The sequence below is a fragment of the Paenibacillus sp. N119s genome (assembly GCF_059447605.1).
Genome location: NZ_JCAJRU010000085.1, coordinates 1 through 18,323 on the forward strand (window position 1 = coordinate 1; position 18,323 = coordinate 18,323).

Sequence of the window (18,323 nt, forward strand, 5' to 3'; positions counted from 1 at the left end):
GGACGGGCTTTAATTACGTTCACCGCTCTGGGCTAGAAGACAGAATAGGAGGCATTTGTTTCCATGAGTTATCAAATTAAAATAGACACTTCTCCAATTTATGAATTGCTTGGCAGCTTCATGGCCTATGTAACTAAAAAGTGGGTCCAAGATATGGACCTGGGTCATGAATGGATCGACAAGGTGGATGCACGATTACAACAGGAAGTTCGTACTGAGCTTGCTATAGCTCAGGATTGCCCTTTTAGCGATTATGACGTACTCTATGCCTGGGCGTTACTTCGCCCTGAATCGGATGAAATATCCGATTATATCTCTTATCTGGACAACGGGCCGGACAAAGAGATGTTTGAGCTGCTTGTTCCGCATATTCCTTTTTTAACCTTTGAAGAATCTTTACGCATTCGTAAGGTATATGCACCGCTCCTCAGATTGTGGGATCGTGATTATTTTCGGGCCCTGGAAGGCGAACTGCGTGTGCTGGCAGAAGAAGACGCTGCAGAAAAGCGTATGCTGTTAAGTAAAATGGAACCAGAAGCACTTGTTGAATATGCAACAGCTGGACTAGTTGTGCCACATATGGAAGATCTTGATACCGTAGTGCTGTTTCCAGTCGTCCATAATCGCCCAATTAATTCGTACTGCTTTTATACCCGTACACTGCTAATCCAGTATCCGGTAGATATTCCCGAGGAAAGTGAGGAAGAACCTCCTACGCTTCTACTACGGCTCACTCGTGCGGTCAATGATCCGCAACGGCTGCGCATTCTACGCTATCTAGCTCAGGGACCTAAGTCCCTCGAAGACATGCGTCATGATTTGAGCCGATTGGAAGATACTCTTATGTCTGATATGATGATTTTGCGTGTGGCTGGCTTGCTCCGCATTCACATTGGACGCTATCACAAGGAAAAATTCAGCATCCGTCCCGACGGTGCGGCTGATTTGCAAGTGTTTTTGGAATCCTATATTGGATTGTAATTTGAATTGAAGCTCTACTGATAAACCGGACACCGTTAAAGCTTTGGCTTGGAAGGAGTATGCATCATGTCGTATCCGAAGCAGAACATTTTATTTGATCTTGATGACACCTTAGTCCACTGCAACAAGTATTTCGATCTTATTCTCAACCATTTTTTCGATTTGCTTCAGGAATGGTTTGCATCCCATAACCTAACGAGAAATACGATCCGTGAAAAACAAATTGAAATTGATGTGGCTGGAGTTCATCAGGTGGGTTTTGCTAGCGAGCATTTTCCACAATCTCTAATAGATACGTACCAGTTTTTCTCGGAACAATTCGGACGCCGTATGGATGCTCGGGAAGAGCAGGAGCTTCGCTCGCTTGGCCGAAGTGTGTACGAGCAGGAAATCGAACCGTATCCAGGTATGGCCGAAACGTTAAATTCACTCCAAAAAGCAGGACATTCCCTCCACCTTTATACTGGCGGTGAGCAGGTCATTCAAGAAAAAAAGATTAAACAGATGAAGCTGGCTACTTACTTTGATGACCGCATCTACATTCGCCAGCATAAAAATGTCGAAGCCCTGGAAAAAATCATCCAAATGAATCGGTTGGACCGAAACATCACCTGGATGATTGGGAATTCTTTACGCACCGATGTATCTCCAGCCCTTGCGGCAGGTATTCATGCTGTGTATCTGAAGCAGCCTAAAGAATGGATTTACAATATGGTTGAATTACAAAAAAATGCGAACTCTGTAATGTACACGATACAGAAGCTAACAGAAGTGCCACGAGTGATTCACGAAAGCATACAATTGCATCAACAAAAAAGGACCCTCGGATAGGGTCCTTTTCTTTGTTGGCAATTATTATCTCAGGTATCCTCACGAACGCTAAGTTTTCCTGTTTCTAGTGCATCCAGAACAATCCGCGCTTTGACGGTCGATCCGTCTTTACGCTTAAAAGACAACAATTGTGTCTGCCCCTTCGCGAGCAGGGACTTGAGCATGGTTTCAGTAATCTGCTTGCCGGCATATTCCTTCCAAATGACAAAACCACAACCCTGCTTATAGTGGCTGCACCCATACCCTTTGCGGCCTTCAATTATGCTTCCACCGCAATTGGAGCACGGACAGCTGCCCAACGTCTGCCTTTGACTCGCTAAAGTATCTGACTGTCCATCAGATGAGCTTCGCACAGTTTTTGTAGCCGAGCTGCGTCTTAAGGATGGCGCTGCTTGCTCCTGCACCGTACTTCCTGCACTGCTAGGGCCCCCTGAGGTTGTGCGACCCATTTCTTTGGCGGCAGCACGTCCACTCGCACCTACACTGCGGGCGTTTCCCTTCCCTCCCGAGCGATTGTTCCTGGTCTCCTCGCCAAAGGCATTTGCTGGAGCAGGCGGCTGCTGCCTTACCTTATCAATGATGGACAACGTGAATCTTTTAACATTATCCATAAATTTCTCCTGAGCTGCCTCACCTTTGGATATTTGGTGGAGACGGCGTTCCCATTGACCCGTCATCTCCGGTGAAGCTAATAAATCTACCCCGGCATGACGGATTAGGTTAATAGCCATCTTTCCTTTATCCGTAATAAGAATCTTTTTGCCCTTCATTTCAATGTATCCGACCTTCTTCAATCGTTCAATTGTGGCAGCTCGGGTCGCAGGTGTACCTAAGCCAGCATCCTTCATAACCTCACGCAATTCCTCATTTTCCATCTGCTTACCCGCGCTTTCCATCGCTTTAAGCAATGTGCCCTCCGTATAGCTTTTAGGAGGCTGAGTCGCCTTTTCTTTCATCTCAGCGCGCACACAATCCACCGCACGCCCTGCATCAATTTCAAACTTCTTGTCCGTCCACTCGTCGGTTTCCTCTTCATCCTCTTTTTTAGATGATTTACCCTTTTTACCTTTATCCTGATCAGCCTTGTTTAAAACCACTTTCCATCCCAAGGACAGAAGCTCCTTAATATTGGTTTTAAACCGATGCTTGTCGACCTGTGTCATTACCGTATGCATTTTATATTCAGCCGGCGGAAAAAAATGCGACAGAAACCTACGAATAACCAGGTCATAAACATTTTGTTCCTCTTTGCTGAGCGTTCCTGGTCTTTTTAGCGTCGGCAAAATAGCATGGTGATCCTCAACACGAGACGGATTGCAGACCGATTTATTCTGTTTATGGACCAAATTAGGGTTTGCTTGTTGTACCAGCTCAGCATAAGGACCTGTTCCCAGCATCCGTAATGCCTTATGCATACCGTCTATATTCTGCTCTGTCACATAGTTAGAGTTCGTACGCGGATAGGAAATGACCTTGTGACGCTCATAAAGCGCTTGTGCCACATCCAGTGTTTTTTTAGCTGAATAACCGTACTTGGCATTCGCCTCGCGCTGAAGCAGCGTCAAATCGTACAGCTTAAAGGGATACTCCTTTGTCTGCTTCGTATCATATTTGGTGATTTTCCCTTCTTTTCCGCGAACCGCTACAGCGATTTCCTCGGCTTCTTCCGGTTTCGTCAGCCGATCTCCCTGCCATGCCCCTTTGTACTTAATCTGATCTTGTTTAAACTCAGCCCACACGTCATAGAAGGTTTGAGACTGAAATGCTTCAATTTCCTTTTCTCGATCATGAATCAATGCCAACACGGGAGTCTGAACTCGTCCTACTGACAGCAGTGTGTTATGTCGGGTTGTAAACGCTCTGGAGGCGTTCATGCCAATCAGCCAGTCCGCTTCACTTCGTGCCCGCGCAGCTTGAGTCAGGAATTCAAACTCCGAGGCATCTCTTAATCGTTCAAAGCCTGTCGCAATACTTTCCGCCGTCAAGTCCGAAATCCACAAACGCTTAACCGGCTGTCGGAGCTTTAGCTGCTGCTGAATTAACGCAAAAATATACTGTCCTTCACGCCCAGCATCACAAGCATTCACGATGGCATTGCAGCGCTTGGCCAGCTCACCAATTATTTTTAGCTGATCTTTTGTTTTCGGATTGGGTACAATTTTGAATTGCTCAGGGATAATCGGAAGATCTTGAATACTCCATCGTTTGTACTTAGTATCGTAAGCATCCGGCTCAGCCAGGCCCAACAAATGACCGATCGCCCACGTTACAATGTATTTCTCCCCTTCCAAATAAGTACGGTTATTTTTAGCACGCGGCTCCATTACAGCAGCAATCGTCCGTCCCATATCTGGTTTCTCAGCAATAATCAACGTCTTCATTCATTCCATTCCTTCCTGACGGCCTTCTGTTTCTCCTCCATAAACCATAAAATACATGGAACACAAATGAAAACAGGTATCCCGGCCTCATGCAAAAGGAGCCTTCTCCATGGCGAAAGCTCCTTTGTAAATTTATTTCGTCTAGCGCTTCAACAATATACGTCTATTATACCATAGATATCATGGTTCTCTCAGGTCATGATTTTATGTAACCTCAGAAAAGATCATATCTTCCTCCTTTAAAGTAATATGAAATTAGTAAAAGCAAATCGAAACTACATTCAAAGTAAATCGAGTCATGTTTATGTAATTTAATATGACATATAGTTAAAATTATTCTAATTTTATGTTAAATAAATGTACATTTTTCTATAAAAAAGCTACACACAGCCCTACTTCTTATGTTATGATCACTGTAGATAACAACGAAATGATTAAGCAATCAAAATGAGGTCATATTATATAACATTATAATAACAACATTCTATGTAGCATTCTATACAATTCGATTGAACAAGTAGTCTACAAGTTTGAAACACAAATAAAGCCCCATCCTAAGATGGAGCCCTTACTTGATTTATAACCTAAAGTTTATAATTATACCAAAACGGTAGCACCCATGAGGTATTTATCAACCTCGCGTGCAGCTTCTCGGCCTTCATTAATAGCCCACACAACGAGACTTTGTCCGCGGCGCATGTCACCGGCAGCAAAAACCTTATCCACATTCGTCACATATTTCCCATAGCGTGCCTTAACGTTGGAGCGACGATCCGTTTCCAAACCGATTTCCTTCACAATCGTTTGCTCAGGTCCATCAAACCCAATCGCAATCAGTGCTATTTGTGCCGGGAATACGCGTTCCGTACCTGGAATCGGTTGGTAGATTTTACGTCCTGTTTCATCAACAATACGTTGAATTTGAATGGTATGCAGTTCTTTCAGATTACCATTCTCATCACCCACAAATTTGGTTGTCATGATAGAGAACTCACGCGGGTCTTCCCCGAACAGTGCTTTGGCTTCCTCCTGTGCATAATCGAGAGAGTACACATTCGGAAACTGCGGCCAAGGATTCGCGATTGGATCACGTTCCAGTGGAGCTTTGGCATGTGTGCCAAATTGAGTGACACTCCGGCAACCATGCCGCAAGGAAGTAGCTACACAGTCCGAGCCTGTATCACCGCCACCGATAACAATAACGTCCTTGCCTTTGGAGGACAAATAGTTGCCGTCTTCGAGATTGGAATCCAGATAACTTTTGATGGTGCCATTCAAATAATCCATAGCATAATGGACGCCGTTCAAATCGCTGCCTTCAATATTGAATTCTCTCGGCTTTGTAGATCCGCCACATAGCACAACTGCATCATAATCAGCAACCAACTGCTCAGTGGGGATATCCTTGCCAATTTCCGTATTCGTAATGAATTCAATACCTTCAGCCTCCAACAAATCTACACGGCGCTGTACAACCTTCTTATCCAGCTTCATGGATGGGATTCCGTACATCAGCAACCCGCCTACACGATCTGCACGCTCATACACAGTCACGCTGTGCCCTGCTTTATTAAGCTGTGCTGCTGCTGCCAATCCCGCAGGACCTGAGCCAACAATAGCCACTCGTTTGCCTGTACGTTTTTCTGGCGGATTAGGAACAACCCAGCCTTCCTCAAAGCCCTTTTCAATAATCGCTTCCTCAATTGTCTTAATGGTAACAGACTGCCCGATAAGGCCTACAGTACATGAACCTTCACATGGTGCAGGACAGACACGCCCCGTAAATTCGGGAAAGTTATTCGTTTTGTGTAACCGCTCTAACGCTTCCTTCCACAAACCACGATATACGAGATTGTTCCATTCCGGAATAAGATTATGAACCGGGCAGCCTAAAGTCGCTCCCATCAGATCCATCCCCGTATGACAATAAGGAGTTCCGCAGTCCATACAACGTGCCCCTTGGGTACGCAGCTCTTCTTCAGACATATGCTTATGGAATTCTTCCCAATCCTTAATACGCTCCGCCGGGTCCCGGTCTGCAGGAAGCTGTCGTGTGTATTCCATAAATCCAGTTGGTGTAGACATGTTACGTTCCCCCATCTCTTCGCTTATGAACCCCGATCATCCATTCAGAATTTAAGTCAAATTCGAACTTGTCTGTTTGTGTTATGAAAGGGTCTGTTCTCGTTGAATTTGATTTATTGTATCACAATACAGCGTAAAAGTAATGAAAACTTATGCAACTTTCTGCATCTACAGCCAAAAGGATTTTTTATATGGTTTATTAATTTTTCAAATGAGCTAGGTCGAATTTACCTCTTCTTATTCCGTTCTCTCGTAAACAACGAAACGGTAGTTATATGGATTTTTATCATCCTTAATACCTGTCGTTTCACTGACTATATTCCAACCACTCCAATCAAGACTAGGGAACTCCGTATCACCTTCAAAAGTCTCCTCGATTCGAGTCACGATCAGCCGAGCAGCATGTGGCCAAAACAGCGAGTAAATCTCCGCTCCGCCAATGACCATTAGCTCTTCGTCTTGTGCTAGCTGGAGCCCTTCCGCCAGTGTATGGATCACTTCCGCACCTTCCGCCTGATAGTGCTCATCTCGAGTCAAAATGACGTTACGCCGGTTAGGAAGGCATTTCCCACCAAAGGACTCCCATGTTTTGCGTCCCATGAGTACCGTTTTATGCATCGTCTGCTCTTTGAAGAAGGCCATGTCTCTGGGAAGGCGCCAAGGAAGCCTATTATCCCGGCCAATCACACCATTTTGTGCCATAGCCCATATCATTGAAATGCCCATCTTTCCACCTCCTCTAATCAGATGGCGACAGGCGCCTTGATCCCTGGGTGATGTTCGTAATTCTCGAAAACAAAATCCTCATAAGTGTAATCAAAAATGGATTCTGGCTTGCGCAGAATTTTCAACTGTGGCAAGGGATACGGATCACGTTTCAGCTGCGTATGCACTTGTTGTATATGATTTGAATAAATATGCACATCGCCGCCTGACCAAATAAACTCTCCTGGCTCCAAGCCGCACTGCTGTGCAACCATATGCGTTAGCAATGCATAACTGGCGATGTTAAACGGCAGCCCCAGGAAGGTATCCACTGAACGCATCGTCAACATACAGGAAAGCTTTCCTCCAGCTACGTAGAACTGGAATACAAAATGACATGGTGGCAACTTCATAGATTCAATTTCAGCCACATTCCAGGCAGTGACGATATGTCGACGTGAATCCGGATTGTTTTTGATAGCCTCAATGACATTCGCAATTTGGTCAATATGTTGTCCATCCTTTGTTTCCCAGGCACGCCATTGCGACCCGTATACAGGCCCCAGATTCCCCTGCTCGTCTGCCCATTCATCCCAAATGCTAACCCCGTTTTCCTTGAGATAAGCAATATTGGTTTCCCCTCGCAAAAACCATAACAGCTCGTGTATAACGGATCTCAAATGCACTCTTTTAGTCGTCACCAGCGGGAAGCCCTTGGCCAGATCAAAACGAAGTTGTCTTCCAAAAACAGAAATTGTCCCCGTCCCTGTCCGATCCTCTTTCTCCACTCCGTTCTCTAAAATATCCTCTAGCAATTCCAAGTAGTTGCGCACGTTGTTTCTCTCCTTTGAGCATGAATAAAAAACAGCATCGTCGATTTTAATTTTGAAATTTGAAATTTCTCAATCTGCACCATTATCTATATTTAGTTTATCATGTACGGTACTTTGTTGACCATGTACTGTGTGAATTTTCATGTTAGCCCCATAATGTTAAAGTCTGAAAAAAAGAGACAAAGAGCGCAGATAAAGCGCTCCTTGCCTCTTTTTTCATGTATGAAAACCAAAAACAAGATAAGTGAAATGGAATTAGCGACGTGGCGCCAATGCATGAATCGGATGACCCATTACAACTTCCGCTGCTTCCATCACGAGCTCGCCCAGTGTAGGGTGAGCATGGATAGTCAGGGAGATATCTTCGAGTGTAGCACCCATTTCAATCGCCAGACCCAGCTCAGCAATCAGGTTGGAAGCTTCCAAACCTACGATTTGCGTACCCAGGACCAGGCCTGTATCTGCGTCAGCAACGATTTTTACAAAGCCTTCAGCAGCGTTCAGGGAAACAGCACGGCCGTTTGCTCCATAAGAGAACTTGCCAACTTTGACATTGTAGCCTTTTTCTTTGGCTTGTGCCTCTGTGTAGCCTACGCTAGAGCATTCTGGATCTGTGAACACTACAGCCGGAATACATTTGTAGTCTACAACAGATGGTTGGCCTGCGATTGCTTCAGCAGCTACTTTACCTTCATATGAAGCTTTGTGAGCCAGAGCAAGACCAGGAACAATATCGCCAATTGCGAAGATGTGAGGGATGCTAGTGCGTCCTTGGTGATCAACTTTCACCAATCCACGTTCATCCAGTTCTACACCAATCAGATCCAGACCCAATTCTCCGTCTGTATTTGGACGACGTCCAACAGTGACCAGCAGGTACTCAGCAGTTACTTCTTTGCTTTCACCGTTAACGGAGAATTTCACTGTCACATCTTTATCAGTTTGTTCCGCACTTTCCGCTTTAGCGCCAGTGAAGATTTCGATACCTGTTTTCTTCATGCTTTTCGCAACGATGGAAGTCATATCTTTGTCAAAGCCAGGAAGAACAGTATCCATACCTTCAATGATCGTTACTTTGGAACCGAATTTGGAATACATTTGTCCAAGCTCTGCACCAATGTATCCACCACCGATAACGATCAGGCTTTTCGGGATTTCAGGCAGGTTCAATGCTTCTGTAGAAGACAGAATACGTCCGCCAAATGGGAATGGCTTCAATTCGATAGGACGGGAACCTGTTGCGATAATTGCATTTTTAAAACGGTAACGTGGTGATTCATGTTCGTTGAATACACGCGCTTCGTTTTCGTTGATAAACATGCACTCACCATTGAAAACTTCAACTTTGTTACCTTTGAGCAAGCCGCTTACGCCGCCTGTCATTTTCTTAACAACACCATTTTTAAATTCTTGTGTTTTAGCGAAATCAACTTTTACATTTTCAGCTGTAATACCGAAAGTTTCGCCATGTTTAGCTGCTTCGTATTGATGAGCCGCAGAGATCAAAGCTTTGGATGGAATACATCCACGGTTCAAACAAACACCGCCCAGCTCAGATTTATCAACGATCAATACGCTTTGTCCCAATTGTGCGGCACGGATGGCAGCTACATAGCCGCCAGGACCCGCACCGATAACCAATGTGTCAATATCCAGAGAAGCGTCTCCTACTACCATTGATTACACCTCCATTACAAGCAGCTCAGGGTTAGCGAGCAGCTGTTTAATATAGTTCATGAAGTTTTGAGCAGTTGCACCGTCAATAATACGGTGGTCAAAGCTCAGGGAAAGAGCCATTACTGGAGCGGCAACAATTTCACCGTTTTTCACGACTGCTTTTTCACTGATGCGGCCAGTACCCAAAATTGCAACCTCAGGGAAGTTGATGATTGGAGTAAAGAACATACCGCCTGCGGAACCAATGTTAGTGATGGAAATTGTACTTCCTCTCATTTCATTGGCAGCCAATTTTCCATCGCGACCGCGTACAGCCAGATCACGGATGGAATCAGCGATCATCCAGATGCTCTTACGATCAGCATCTTTGATAACAGGAACGATCAAGCCGTTGTCTGTATCTGTAGCGATACCGATGTTGTAGTATTTTTTGTAGACAATTTCGTTAGCTTCTTCGTCGATCGAGGCATTCAGAGCCGGGAATTGACGGGAAGCGGCAACCAAAGCTTTTACGATGAATGGCAGGTAAGTTACTTTTGTGCCTTTCTTCTCTGCAATTGGTTTCATGCGAGTACGGAAAGCAACCAGCTCAGTTACATCCACTTCGTCCATAATTGTAACGTGTGGAGCTGTGTAAGCCGATTTAACCATCGCATTGGAAATAGCTTTACGGATACCTTTAAATGGTACGCGTTCTTCCTCAGCACGCGGATCTGCAGCTGGTGCGGATGGTGCTGCTGCTTTTGCTTCTTTTTTAGCTGGCTCTTGCGCTTTTGCAGCTTCTTTTGCTACTGGTGCAGCCGCTTGGCCTCCGCCATTTTTGAAAGCTTCTACATCTTCTTTAGTGATTTTACCATTTTTGCCGGAGCCACTCACTTGAGCAATGTTAACACCTTGCTCACGAGCAAATTTACGTACGCTAGGAGTAGCTAATACGTCTTTGTTGGAAGCAGCTGGTGTTGCTGGTTTCGTGTTCGCTCCACCTTTTGCAGCATCCTCTTCTTGTTTAACAGCAGCTGGTGCTTCTTCTTGTTCTGGAAGTTCGCCTTCAGCAGCAATGACAGCCACAACTTGACCTACGTTAAAGATGTCCCCGTCTTTGGCAAATACTTCTTGTACTGTACCATTAACCGGACATGGAACTTCAACTACAGCCTTGTCGTTTTGTACTTCCATGATGATATCGTCATCAGTTACTTTGTCACCGGGTTTGATATGCATCTTGATGATTTCACCTTCGTGCAGACCTTCACCCAGCTCTGGGAATTTATATTCAAATCTAGCTGCACCTGCAGCTCCGCTTTGTGCAGCAGCACTTGGCTCAGGGCTAGCAGCTGGTGCTTCTGGTGCATCTTCTTGCTCAGGAAGTTCTCCTTCTGCGTCGATGACAGCCACGACTTGACCTACGTTGAAAACGTCTCCGTCTTTGGCAAATACTTCTTGTACTGTACCATTAACCGGACATGGAACTTCAACTACAGCCTTGTCATTTTGTACTTCCATGATGATATCATCATCAGTTACTTTGTCGCCGGGTTTGATGTGCATCTTGATGATTTCGCCTTCGTGAAGACCTTCACCCAGCTCCGGGAATTTATATTCAAATTTTGCCACGTTTAAAACCTCCCAAATTTACGGTGTGCTTTAATTAAAATTCCATTACTTTATTAACCGCATCAATGATACGTGTTGGCGTTGGCAACCAAGTATCTTCAATTTGAGCAAATGGATAAACGGTATCCGGACCTGCTACACGCAGAACTGGTGCTTCCAGATGCAGGATTGCTTTTTCGTTAATTTGTGCAATAACTTCAGCAGCCACACCTGCGCTCTTTTGCGCTTCTTGAACAACGATCGCACGATTGGTTTTTTGAACGGAAGCAACAATGGTATCAATGTCAATCGGGCTGATTGTACGCAAATCAATGATTTCCACTTTAATACCCTTTGTTTTTTCCAGCTCTTCAGCAGCCTTAACCGAAGTGTGTACCATCATACCGTAAGTAATGATCGTCACATCGGAACCTTCACGAACTACATTAGCCTTGCCCAGTTCAACTGTGTAATCATTCTCAGGAACTTCAGCACGGAATGCATGGTACAGGTTCAAATGCTCCATGAAAAATACTGGGTCGTTATCGCGAATAGACGCAATCATAAGACCTTTAGCATCGTAAGGGTTGGAAGGAACAACAACCTTAATACCTGGTGTTTGAGTCAAAAGACCTTCCAGGGAATCTGTGTGCAGCTCAGCTGCTTTAACACCGCCACCGAAAGGTGTACGGAATACGATTGGAGAATTGTAACGTCCACCGGAACGGTAACGCATACGGGATGCTTGAATTGCCATTTGATCGAGCGCTTCAAAGATAAAGCCTACGAACTGGATTTCAGCTACAGGGCGGAAACCTTGGATACCCAGACCGACAGCAAGACCTCCGATTGCGGATTCCGCCAGCGGAGTATCGAATACACGTTCTTCGCCAAATTCTTTTTGCAGACCTTCTGTAGCGCGGAATACGCCACCTACATGACCTACGTCTTCACCGAAAAGCAGGACGTTAGGGTCGCGTTTCAACTCTACGCGCAGTGCGTCACGAATCGCTTCTTTCATGTTCATTTGTGCCATTTGCTTCATTTCCTCCTTAAACATTGACAGATCAGTTTCAGTTCAGGTCAATCGAAAAGCAGACCGGATCGGGTTGCCGCCCGGTCTCTCTCAAATTCAATTATTTAAAATCAGCTTTTTGCTCTTCCAAGTGCTTAGGCGTAGTTTCGAACATACTATCGATCAAGCCAGGAATTGTCATTTTTTCCGTTTTCTCAGCTTTTTTGATCTCTTCATTGACTTTTGCCTTCGCTTCTTCTTTTACGCGAGCTGTGTCTTCTTCAGTCCAAAGACCTTTTTTCTCCAGGTATTTCGCAAAGCGGGCAATTGGATCTTTCGCATTCCATTCGCCTTCTTCTTCTTTAGAACGATATTTCGTCGCATCATCAGAAAGGGAATGTGGACGGAAACGGTAAGTAACCGCTTCAATCAATGTGGCACCTTCACCATTACGTCCACGCTCTGCAGCTTCTTGAACTGCTTTAATAACTGCAAGCACGTCCATACCGTCAATTTTCACGCCTTTAATACCAGCAGCTACTGCTTTATGAGCGATCGAAAGAGCAGCCGTTTGTTTTGAGAATGGCGTTGTGATCGCGTAACCATTATTTTGCACAAAGAAAATAACTGGCAACTTGTATACACCAGCGTAGTTCAGACCTTCGTAGAAATCACCTTCGGAAGAACCGCCGTCGCCTGTATATGTAATGACGACTTGTTTTTGTTTTTTCAGTTTGTAGCCCATTGCAATACCCATAGCGTGCAGAATTTGCGCACCAATGATGATTTGCGGCATCAATACGTTAACGCCGTCCGGTATTTGACCACCGTGTTGATGACCACGGGAATACAAGAAAGCTTGATATAATGGCAGGCCATGCCAAACGAGTTGCGGAATATCTCGGTAGCCTGGTGCAATAAAGTCTTCTTTTTGGAGCGCAAATTCGCTACCAACCATTGTTGCTTCTTGTCCGGATACCGGAGCGTAGAAGCCGAGACGTCCTTGACGGCCCAAGTTAACAGCACGGTCATCCCAAGTACGTGTAAATACCATACGATACATAATTTCTTTCAATTGATCATCTGTAAGTTTAGGCAGTTTATCTTTATTGATAATTTCACCATCCGGAGAAAGCACGGACAGAGCCTCAACTTCCTCTGTGTAAACTTCATAAGGAACCTTGCTCATTTTCTTCACCTCAACAAAAAAATTTGAATATCAAGTTCCGCTGTTATAGGATTATTATACACCTGTTATATCGCTCGCGTCAAAGATTTAGTTATTTTTTTTGAGTTTAGCACATTTTTGTGTATGTAACAGGGTGTGTTTTTTACTATAACAGCTTAGTACATGATTGAAATTTTAAACATCTATTGCAATCAGGGTAATCTTAACTTATTGTGATCCTTAATGCAAAATAATACCCAAGAAAGGTGACGAAAAATGACGGATTCTCGGTATTTAAAACGAACCATCCTTAAAGACGAAGTAGAGAGCCGCTTACTTGGCGAAACCCGAACTCTCCGGATTTATTTGCCGCCCGGCTATAATGAAATTTTGAGCTACCCAGTCGTCTATTGTCAGGATGGAGAGGAATTCTTCAATTTTGGACGCATTGCAACACACGCCAACCGGCTCATACTGGATGAAGGCGTAGAACCCTTCATTATTGTAGGTGTGGAAGTGAACACCAAGATCAGAACTCAGGAGTACGCTCCCTTCGGTAATCGTTTTGAGGCATACACTGCCTGTTTTGCAGAAGAGATTATTCCCTATGTGGAACAAAAGTATCCTATAAGAAAAGATGCAGCGTCCCGCATTCTGGCTGGAGATTCACTGGGTGGGAGTGTGTCTCTGCACTTGGCACTGTTATATCCCGAGCTGTTTAACCGCATTATTAGCCTTTCAGGTGCCTACTATGAAGCTTCGCAAGAAATTATTGCCCGTGAGAAAGAACTGTCTCATCTGCGTGTGTGGATGACAGTTGGCCTTCAGGAAGATGCTTTTGAGAGTGATACCGGCATTTACAACTTTGTAGAGCTGAACCGACAATGCGCAGATTTGCTGCGCGAGCGGAACGCCGAAGTTTCTTACCGTGAAAAGGATGGCAAACATTTGTGGGGCTTTTGGCAAAACGAGCTGCCTGACGCGCTAATGTATTTTTTGGATCACGCCTGAATAATAAAGATCCTAGGCAATGATGAGGAATGGAGCATTGACCTTCGAGGTCATAAGCCGTTCCTCTTTCTTATGTTTTGATTGCGCTTTCAAAAATGTATAACGAAAAACGGCAATGATTGCCGTTATCTGTCGTTCACATTATAGCTTTTCTTCTATGATCTTGTCCAGCAAGGCATCGCATCCCGCATCCATTAATCGATAGGTCTCCTCAAAATTACCAGTAAAATACGGGTCAGGTACTTCCCTTAACTTTTCTTGAGGAAGCAAATCCATGAATTTTAGTATATCAGCATCTGCTCCACCTGTAAGTTTGCGCATGTTTCGTTCATTAGAGTCATCCATGCACACAATATAGTCAAACGCTTCAAAATCACGTTCTGTTATTTGCCGTGCCTGTATGCCTTGCTCGCTAATTCCGTGTAGCTTAAGTTGCTTTAGCGTTCCCTCATGCGGAGGATTTCCAATATGCCAGTCGCCTGTTCCAGCCGAGTCCACCTGGATTTCTGCGTCTAGTCCCCGTTCCATTACCTTATGTCTCAGTATGGCCTCCCCCATCGGAGAGCGGCAAATATTGCCTAAACACACAAACAAAACGTTAATCATTTCATTCCCCTTCCTATTCACGTTACACTTCTTTTTTCTGTTCCATTGTAGCCAGGTCCTCCAAAATTGTGCAAGCCATATTTAAAGCGGTATACTTAAAATGATCGTATATATGGGACCGTATACAGAAAGAAAGGATGTTGGACATGACGAAAAAACGAGCCATTGTATTTTCAGGCGGTCGTCTTATTGAAGAAGATTTACAACAAATACAACCCGATGATTTTATTATAGGTGCAGATAAAGGCGCTCTTTTTCTGATAAAGCACGGTGTTACACCACATGTCTCTGTAGGAGATTTTGATTCGATTACACCTGAGGAACAAGAACAGGTAAAATCAGCAAGCCAACGTATGATTGCCTGCGATCCAGTACATAAGGACCTAACTGATACAGAGCTTGCTTTAGAAATTGCTATGGAAGGACAAGCAGATCATGTACTCTTGCTCGGTGTTACTGGCACTCGAATGGACCACACCTTAGCCAATGTTCAAATATTAGTACGGGCCATGCAGCATCACATTAGTTGCGCTATCATGGACGAACATAATTTTATTGAGCTCACCGGATCAACGCTGGAAATCCAGCCTATGGGCTATACATATACATCGCTCATTCCTTTGACTCCCGAAGTAACAGGTATAGAACTGGAAGGTTTTATGTATCCACTTCACAATGCCACCCTTAAAATGGGACAATCACTTGGTGTAAGTAATAAGCTAACAGCTGAAAAAGGCACGATCTCCATCAAAAGTGGTCTGCTACTGGTTATTCAAAGCAAAGATTAATTATGACATTGTTGTAACTATTACAAAGACTGTTCAACCACTCAAAACCCTTGTTAATCAAGGGTTTTTCCGTTTACCCATGTTCAAGAATTCATTTATTTTTTACAAATTGTAATTTTTAATCGTTTTTTAATAATCACGATGTATGCCTTGTCCCACAAGCATTTGAGCATAGTTTTCCAACTATTAGGCGGCTTCAAAACTGTTATACTCAACGCTGTCAGTTAGTTAGCAACTCAGCAAAATATTGCACAAATCATTTTTTGGAGGTACTTACAACATGAATATGCATAAAATCATAAAAAAGGTAATTATCACAGGAGTCGCTGCCACGATCGGCTTTGGTACTTTTGCCATTGAGGGAACAAATACAGTACAAGCTGCCACTGCAACTACTTCTGTAGGTCAAAAAGTAATTGACTATGGTAAAAAATATATGGGCACTCCCTATAAGTTTGGAGCTTCTACCAGCACCACTCGCAATTTTGACTGTTCTTCTTTTATGAAGCACATTTTCAAGAAATACGGAGTCGATTTGCCGCGCACTTCTGTTGAACAATCTAAAGTCGGACGTGCCGTATCCAAATCCAATTTGAAAAAAGGCGATTTGGTGTTCTTTTCAAGCGGTAGTCGTGCCACAGGACACAACATTACTCACGTGGCAGTCTATATGGGCGGGGGTAAAATTTTACACACCTACGGCGGACCTGGCGTGACCATCTCCGATTTGAACTCTGGCAACTGGAAAAGAACATACATTAAAGCACGTCGCGTGCTGTAATGTAAAACTCATTAGAAATAGGTAAGCCGGAACGAAACGTTCCGGCTTTTTTTTATATCATTTATGCTAACTAATTTGCTTCGGTTGGCGTTCTGAGTGAATAGCCAATGCCTCGTTCGGTTCGAATCATTTTAAATTTTTGCCCTTTATCTACTTTAACCCTCAAATGTCTGATGTACACGTCTACTACGTTCGTATCAGCGATATAATCATGTTTCCAAACGTCCTTTAATATTTGCTGCCTGCTACAAACTTGGTTAAGATGTATTGCCAGATGCAGCAAAAGATCGAATTCTTTCGGAGTTAATTCCAGTTTTCGCTCCCCTCTCCTCACTGTTCTGCTTGCCGTGTCTATATGTAAATCTCCTGCTACGATTGCCTTCTTCACATCACGTTCAACACCAAAAATTCGTAATAAATTAGCTATTCTAGCCTGAAGAACTCTAGGATAAAAGGGCACTACCATTACATCATGTGCTCCTTGTTCAAAGCAGGAGACAATATGTGCCTCCTCATTTGAAGAAATCATTGCAAGGATCGGTACATGAGGATAGCTCTGCTGCAAAACGCGAATCAAGCCTTCAGCACCATCCCGTTCATCTTTAACGTTCAAGAGTAGCAGACTTACAGGATTCTGAGCTGTATAAGAGTTTGCATCCGACAAATTGCGAACATGAACCACCTGATAACCTGCCTGCTCCAATGGACGAACGATTACAGCGGGCGCTTCATTTTCATCCACAAGTACAATTAACGGGCTCATCTTTTCACCCACCTGATTTGAACATCGCGTTACATATTGGGACACGAACAAGTTTGTTATAAGCCATTAAACATATTTGTATTAGTGTAACAAAAAAGCAGAAAATCATTCTCTGAAGAATGGTTTTCTGCTTTATGGTTTATATAGTTTTTAGCCCAGATAGCGATGATACAGACTTCTTGCTTTCGCCACGTCCTTTGTCCCATGAATCAATACTCTGCCATCCGCAAAAACAACCAAGCGATACTCGTCTACACTAAAGGAAACCAGATACGAATTCCACTCTACGTTCCCCTCGCTCAATGCTGCAAATCTATCTGCTATCTCTGCGAGATCTAGATGTGCCCGGTTCGCGGGTCTGATTTGAACGGTCTCCCTGCCGCACAAAATATCTGTTTTCTGCCGATGAGAGACCGATAAATAGGGATACGTCGGTTGGCTACCGCAAGAAGGACAATTCGCCTTTTTAAGACGATCCACTGCTATTGCAACATACTCATTTTTCCACAAATCAAACGAAAGCAACTTCCCTCTCAATTCCTCGGGATATCCACCAAGAAGTTTGAAAGCTTCTGTAGTCTGGTTAGCCGTGACCATTTGTACCGCCTGCGGAATAATGCCGGACGTATCACAAGTCTCCCCTCCAAACGGTACAGTTCCCATCAGACAATGTAGACAAGGCGTTTGACCCGGTAAAAAAGTGTAAGTTACACCGTAGCTACCCACACATCCTCCATAAATCCAAGGAATACGATGCTTGAGTGCCATATCATTCATAAGAAGCCGGGTATCGAAGTTATCGGTTGCGTCCATCATGAGATCCACTCCTTGGATCAACTCTTCCAGCTCTTCTACCCCAACATCCAAGACATGTGCATGTATGACTGTTTCCGAATTAATATCCTTTAATCTTCGCTGGGCAGCTATTGCTTTGGGACATTTTTGCGCAGCATCACTTTCCTGAAAAAGCTGCTGGCGCTGCAAATTGCTCCATTCCACATAATCCCGGTCTACGAGACTTACCGTACCTACGCCTCCACGAACTAGCGTTTCTGCAATACCTGTACCCAACGCTCCAACACCTAAGATTAGTACATGAGAGGAA

General features: G+C 44.2%; 16 protein-coding genes. 5 read left to right on the plus strand and 11 right to left on the minus strand.

Going from position 1 to position 18,323, the window contains the following annotated elements; all coding sequences use genetic code 11:
- Positions 1 to 63 precede the first annotated feature (63 nt).
- Complete coding sequence (locus AC5V8P_RS11885) at positions 64 to 981, plus strand: hypothetical protein (protein WP_063210639.1); 918 nt, start codon at positions 64 to 66, stop codon at positions 979 to 981.
- Between the two features lie 66 nt (positions 982 to 1,047).
- Entirely contained in the window at positions 1,048 to 1,812 is a 765-nt protein-coding gene (locus AC5V8P_RS11890; RefSeq protein WP_064796524.1) for an HAD family hydrolase, read from the plus strand.
- 29 nt (positions 1,813 to 1,841) lie between these two features.
- Here the strand turns inward: AC5V8P_RS11890 and AC5V8P_RS11895 are convergent, their stop codons facing one another.
- The 8 genes from AC5V8P_RS11895 to pdhA form a co-directional block, all read right to left on the minus strand.
- Positions 1,842 to 4,193, minus strand: a complete 2,352-nt coding sequence (locus tag AC5V8P_RS11895; protein ID WP_064796523.1) for a type IA DNA topoisomerase — start codon at positions 4,191 to 4,193, stop codon at positions 1,842 to 1,844.
- Between the two features lie 597 nt (positions 4,194 to 4,790).
- A complete protein-coding gene (locus AC5V8P_RS11900) occupies positions 4,791 to 6,278 on the minus strand; it encodes a glutamate synthase subunit beta (RefSeq protein ID WP_063212651.1) in 1,488 nt (495 codons plus the stop codon).
- A gap of 237 nt (positions 6,279 to 6,515) precedes the next feature.
- Complete coding sequence (locus tag AC5V8P_RS11905) at positions 6,516 to 7,004, minus strand: dihydrofolate reductase (RefSeq protein ID WP_063212650.1); 489 nt, start codon at positions 7,002 to 7,004, stop codon at positions 6,516 to 6,518.
- Positions 7,005 to 7,021: 17 nt separating this feature from the next.
- Entirely contained in the window at positions 7,022 to 7,816 is a 795-nt protein-coding gene (gene thyA / locus AC5V8P_RS11910; protein ID WP_064796522.1) for a thymidylate synthase, read from the minus strand.
- Positions 7,817 to 8,071: 255 nt separating this feature from the next.
- Positions 8,072 to 9,493: a dihydrolipoyl dehydrogenase gene (gene lpdA / locus AC5V8P_RS11915; protein WP_063212648.1), complete on the minus strand. Its 1,422-nt coding sequence runs from the start codon at positions 9,491 to 9,493 to the stop codon at positions 8,072 to 8,074.
- Positions 9,494 to 9,496: 3 nt separating this feature from the next.
- The gene (locus AC5V8P_RS11920) at positions 9,497 to 11,107 is read right to left on the minus strand and encodes a 2-oxo acid dehydrogenase subunit E2 (RefSeq protein WP_064796521.1); all 1,611 of its coding nucleotides are present in this window, start codon (positions 11,105 to 11,107) and stop codon (positions 9,497 to 9,499) included.
- Between the two features lie 34 nt (positions 11,108 to 11,141).
- Complete coding sequence (locus AC5V8P_RS11925) at positions 11,142 to 12,122, minus strand: alpha-ketoacid dehydrogenase subunit beta (protein ID WP_017427718.1); 981 nt, start codon at positions 12,120 to 12,122, stop codon at positions 11,142 to 11,144.
- A gap of 100 nt (positions 12,123 to 12,222) precedes the next feature.
- On the minus strand, positions 12,223 to 13,290 hold the full coding sequence (gene pdhA, locus AC5V8P_RS11930; RefSeq protein WP_013371457.1) for a pyruvate dehydrogenase (acetyl-transferring) E1 component subunit alpha: 1,068 nt from the start codon (positions 13,288 to 13,290) through the stop codon (positions 12,223 to 12,225).
- A gap of 255 nt (positions 13,291 to 13,545) precedes the next feature.
- On the opposite strand from pdhA, the gene AC5V8P_RS11935 reads away from it, so the two are divergent.
- On the plus strand, positions 13,546 to 14,280 hold the full coding sequence (locus AC5V8P_RS11935) for an alpha/beta hydrolase (RefSeq protein WP_064796520.1): 735 nt from the start codon (positions 13,546 to 13,548) through the stop codon (positions 14,278 to 14,280).
- A 141-nt stretch (positions 14,281 to 14,421) separates the two neighbouring features.
- Here AC5V8P_RS11935 and AC5V8P_RS11940 read toward each other — a convergent pair whose 3' ends face one another.
- Positions 14,422 to 14,886: a low molecular weight protein-tyrosine-phosphatase gene (locus AC5V8P_RS11940; protein ID WP_064796519.1), complete on the minus strand. Its 465-nt coding sequence runs from the start codon at positions 14,884 to 14,886 to the stop codon at positions 14,422 to 14,424.
- A gap of 146 nt (positions 14,887 to 15,032) precedes the next feature.
- Between AC5V8P_RS11940 and AC5V8P_RS11945 the strand changes: the two genes are divergently transcribed.
- Complete coding sequence (locus tag AC5V8P_RS11945; RefSeq protein WP_064796518.1) at positions 15,033 to 15,674, plus strand: thiamine diphosphokinase; 642 nt, start codon at positions 15,033 to 15,035, stop codon at positions 15,672 to 15,674.
- A gap of 280 nt (positions 15,675 to 15,954) precedes the next feature.
- Positions 15,955 to 16,455: a C40 family peptidase gene (locus AC5V8P_RS11950; protein WP_064796517.1), complete on the plus strand. Its 501-nt coding sequence runs from the start codon at positions 15,955 to 15,957 to the stop codon at positions 16,453 to 16,455.
- A 70-nt stretch (positions 16,456 to 16,525) separates the two neighbouring features.
- On the opposite strand, the gene AC5V8P_RS11955 is transcribed toward AC5V8P_RS11950, so the two are convergent.
- A complete protein-coding gene (locus AC5V8P_RS11955; RefSeq protein WP_064796516.1) occupies positions 16,526 to 17,218 on the minus strand; it encodes a response regulator transcription factor in 693 nt (230 codons plus the stop codon).
- 150 nt (positions 17,219 to 17,368) lie between these two features.
- Positions 17,369 to 18,323, minus strand: a 955-nt coding sequence (locus tag AC5V8P_RS11960; RefSeq protein WP_495473645.1) for a ThiF family adenylyltransferase, incomplete at its 5' end; no start/stop codon positions are given.

Excerpts from the sequence above, each read along its gene's own strand:
- AC5V8P_RS11885 (WP_063210639.1), top strand. The coding sequence starts at position 64 with ATGAGTTATCAAATTAAAATAGACACTTCTCCAATTTATGAATTGCTT.
- AC5V8P_RS11890 (WP_064796524.1), top strand. The coding sequence starts at position 1,048 with ATGTCGTATCCGAAGCAGAACATTTTATTTGATCTTGATGACACCTTA.
- AC5V8P_RS11895 (WP_064796523.1), bottom strand. The coding sequence starts at position 4,193 with ATGAAGACGTTGATTATTGCTGAGAAACCAGATATGGGACGGACGATT.
- AC5V8P_RS11900 (WP_063212651.1), bottom strand. The coding sequence starts at position 6,278 with ATGTCTACACCAACTGGATTTATGGAATACACACGACAGCTTCCTGCA.
- AC5V8P_RS11905 (WP_063212650.1), bottom strand. The coding sequence starts at position 7,004 with ATGGGCATTTCAATGATATGGGCTATGGCACAAAATGGTGTGATTGGC.
- lpdA (WP_063212648.1), bottom strand. The coding sequence starts at position 9,493 with ATGGTAGTAGGAGACGCTTCTCTGGATATTGACACATTGGTTATCGGT.
- AC5V8P_RS11925 (WP_017427718.1), bottom strand. The coding sequence starts at position 12,122 with ATGGCACAAATGAACATGAAAGAAGCGATTCGTGACGCACTGCGCGTA.
- pdhA (WP_013371457.1), bottom strand. The coding sequence starts at position 13,290 with ATGAGCAAGGTTCCTTATGAAGTTTACACAGAGGAAGTTGAGGCTCTG.
- AC5V8P_RS11935 (WP_064796520.1), top strand. The coding sequence starts at position 13,546 with ATGACGGATTCTCGGTATTTAAAACGAACCATCCTTAAAGACGAAGTA.
- AC5V8P_RS11940 (WP_064796519.1), bottom strand. The coding sequence starts at position 14,886 with ATGATTAACGTTTTGTTTGTGTGTTTAGGCAATATTTGCCGCTCTCCG.
- AC5V8P_RS11945 (WP_064796518.1), top strand. The coding sequence starts at position 15,033 with ATGACGAAAAAACGAGCCATTGTATTTTCAGGCGGTCGTCTTATTGAA.
- AC5V8P_RS11950 (WP_064796517.1), top strand. The coding sequence starts at position 15,955 with ATGAATATGCATAAAATCATAAAAAAGGTAATTATCACAGGAGTCGCT.
- AC5V8P_RS11955 (WP_064796516.1), bottom strand. The coding sequence starts at position 17,218 with ATGAGCCCGTTAATTGTACTTGTGGATGAAAATGAAGCGCCCGCTGTA.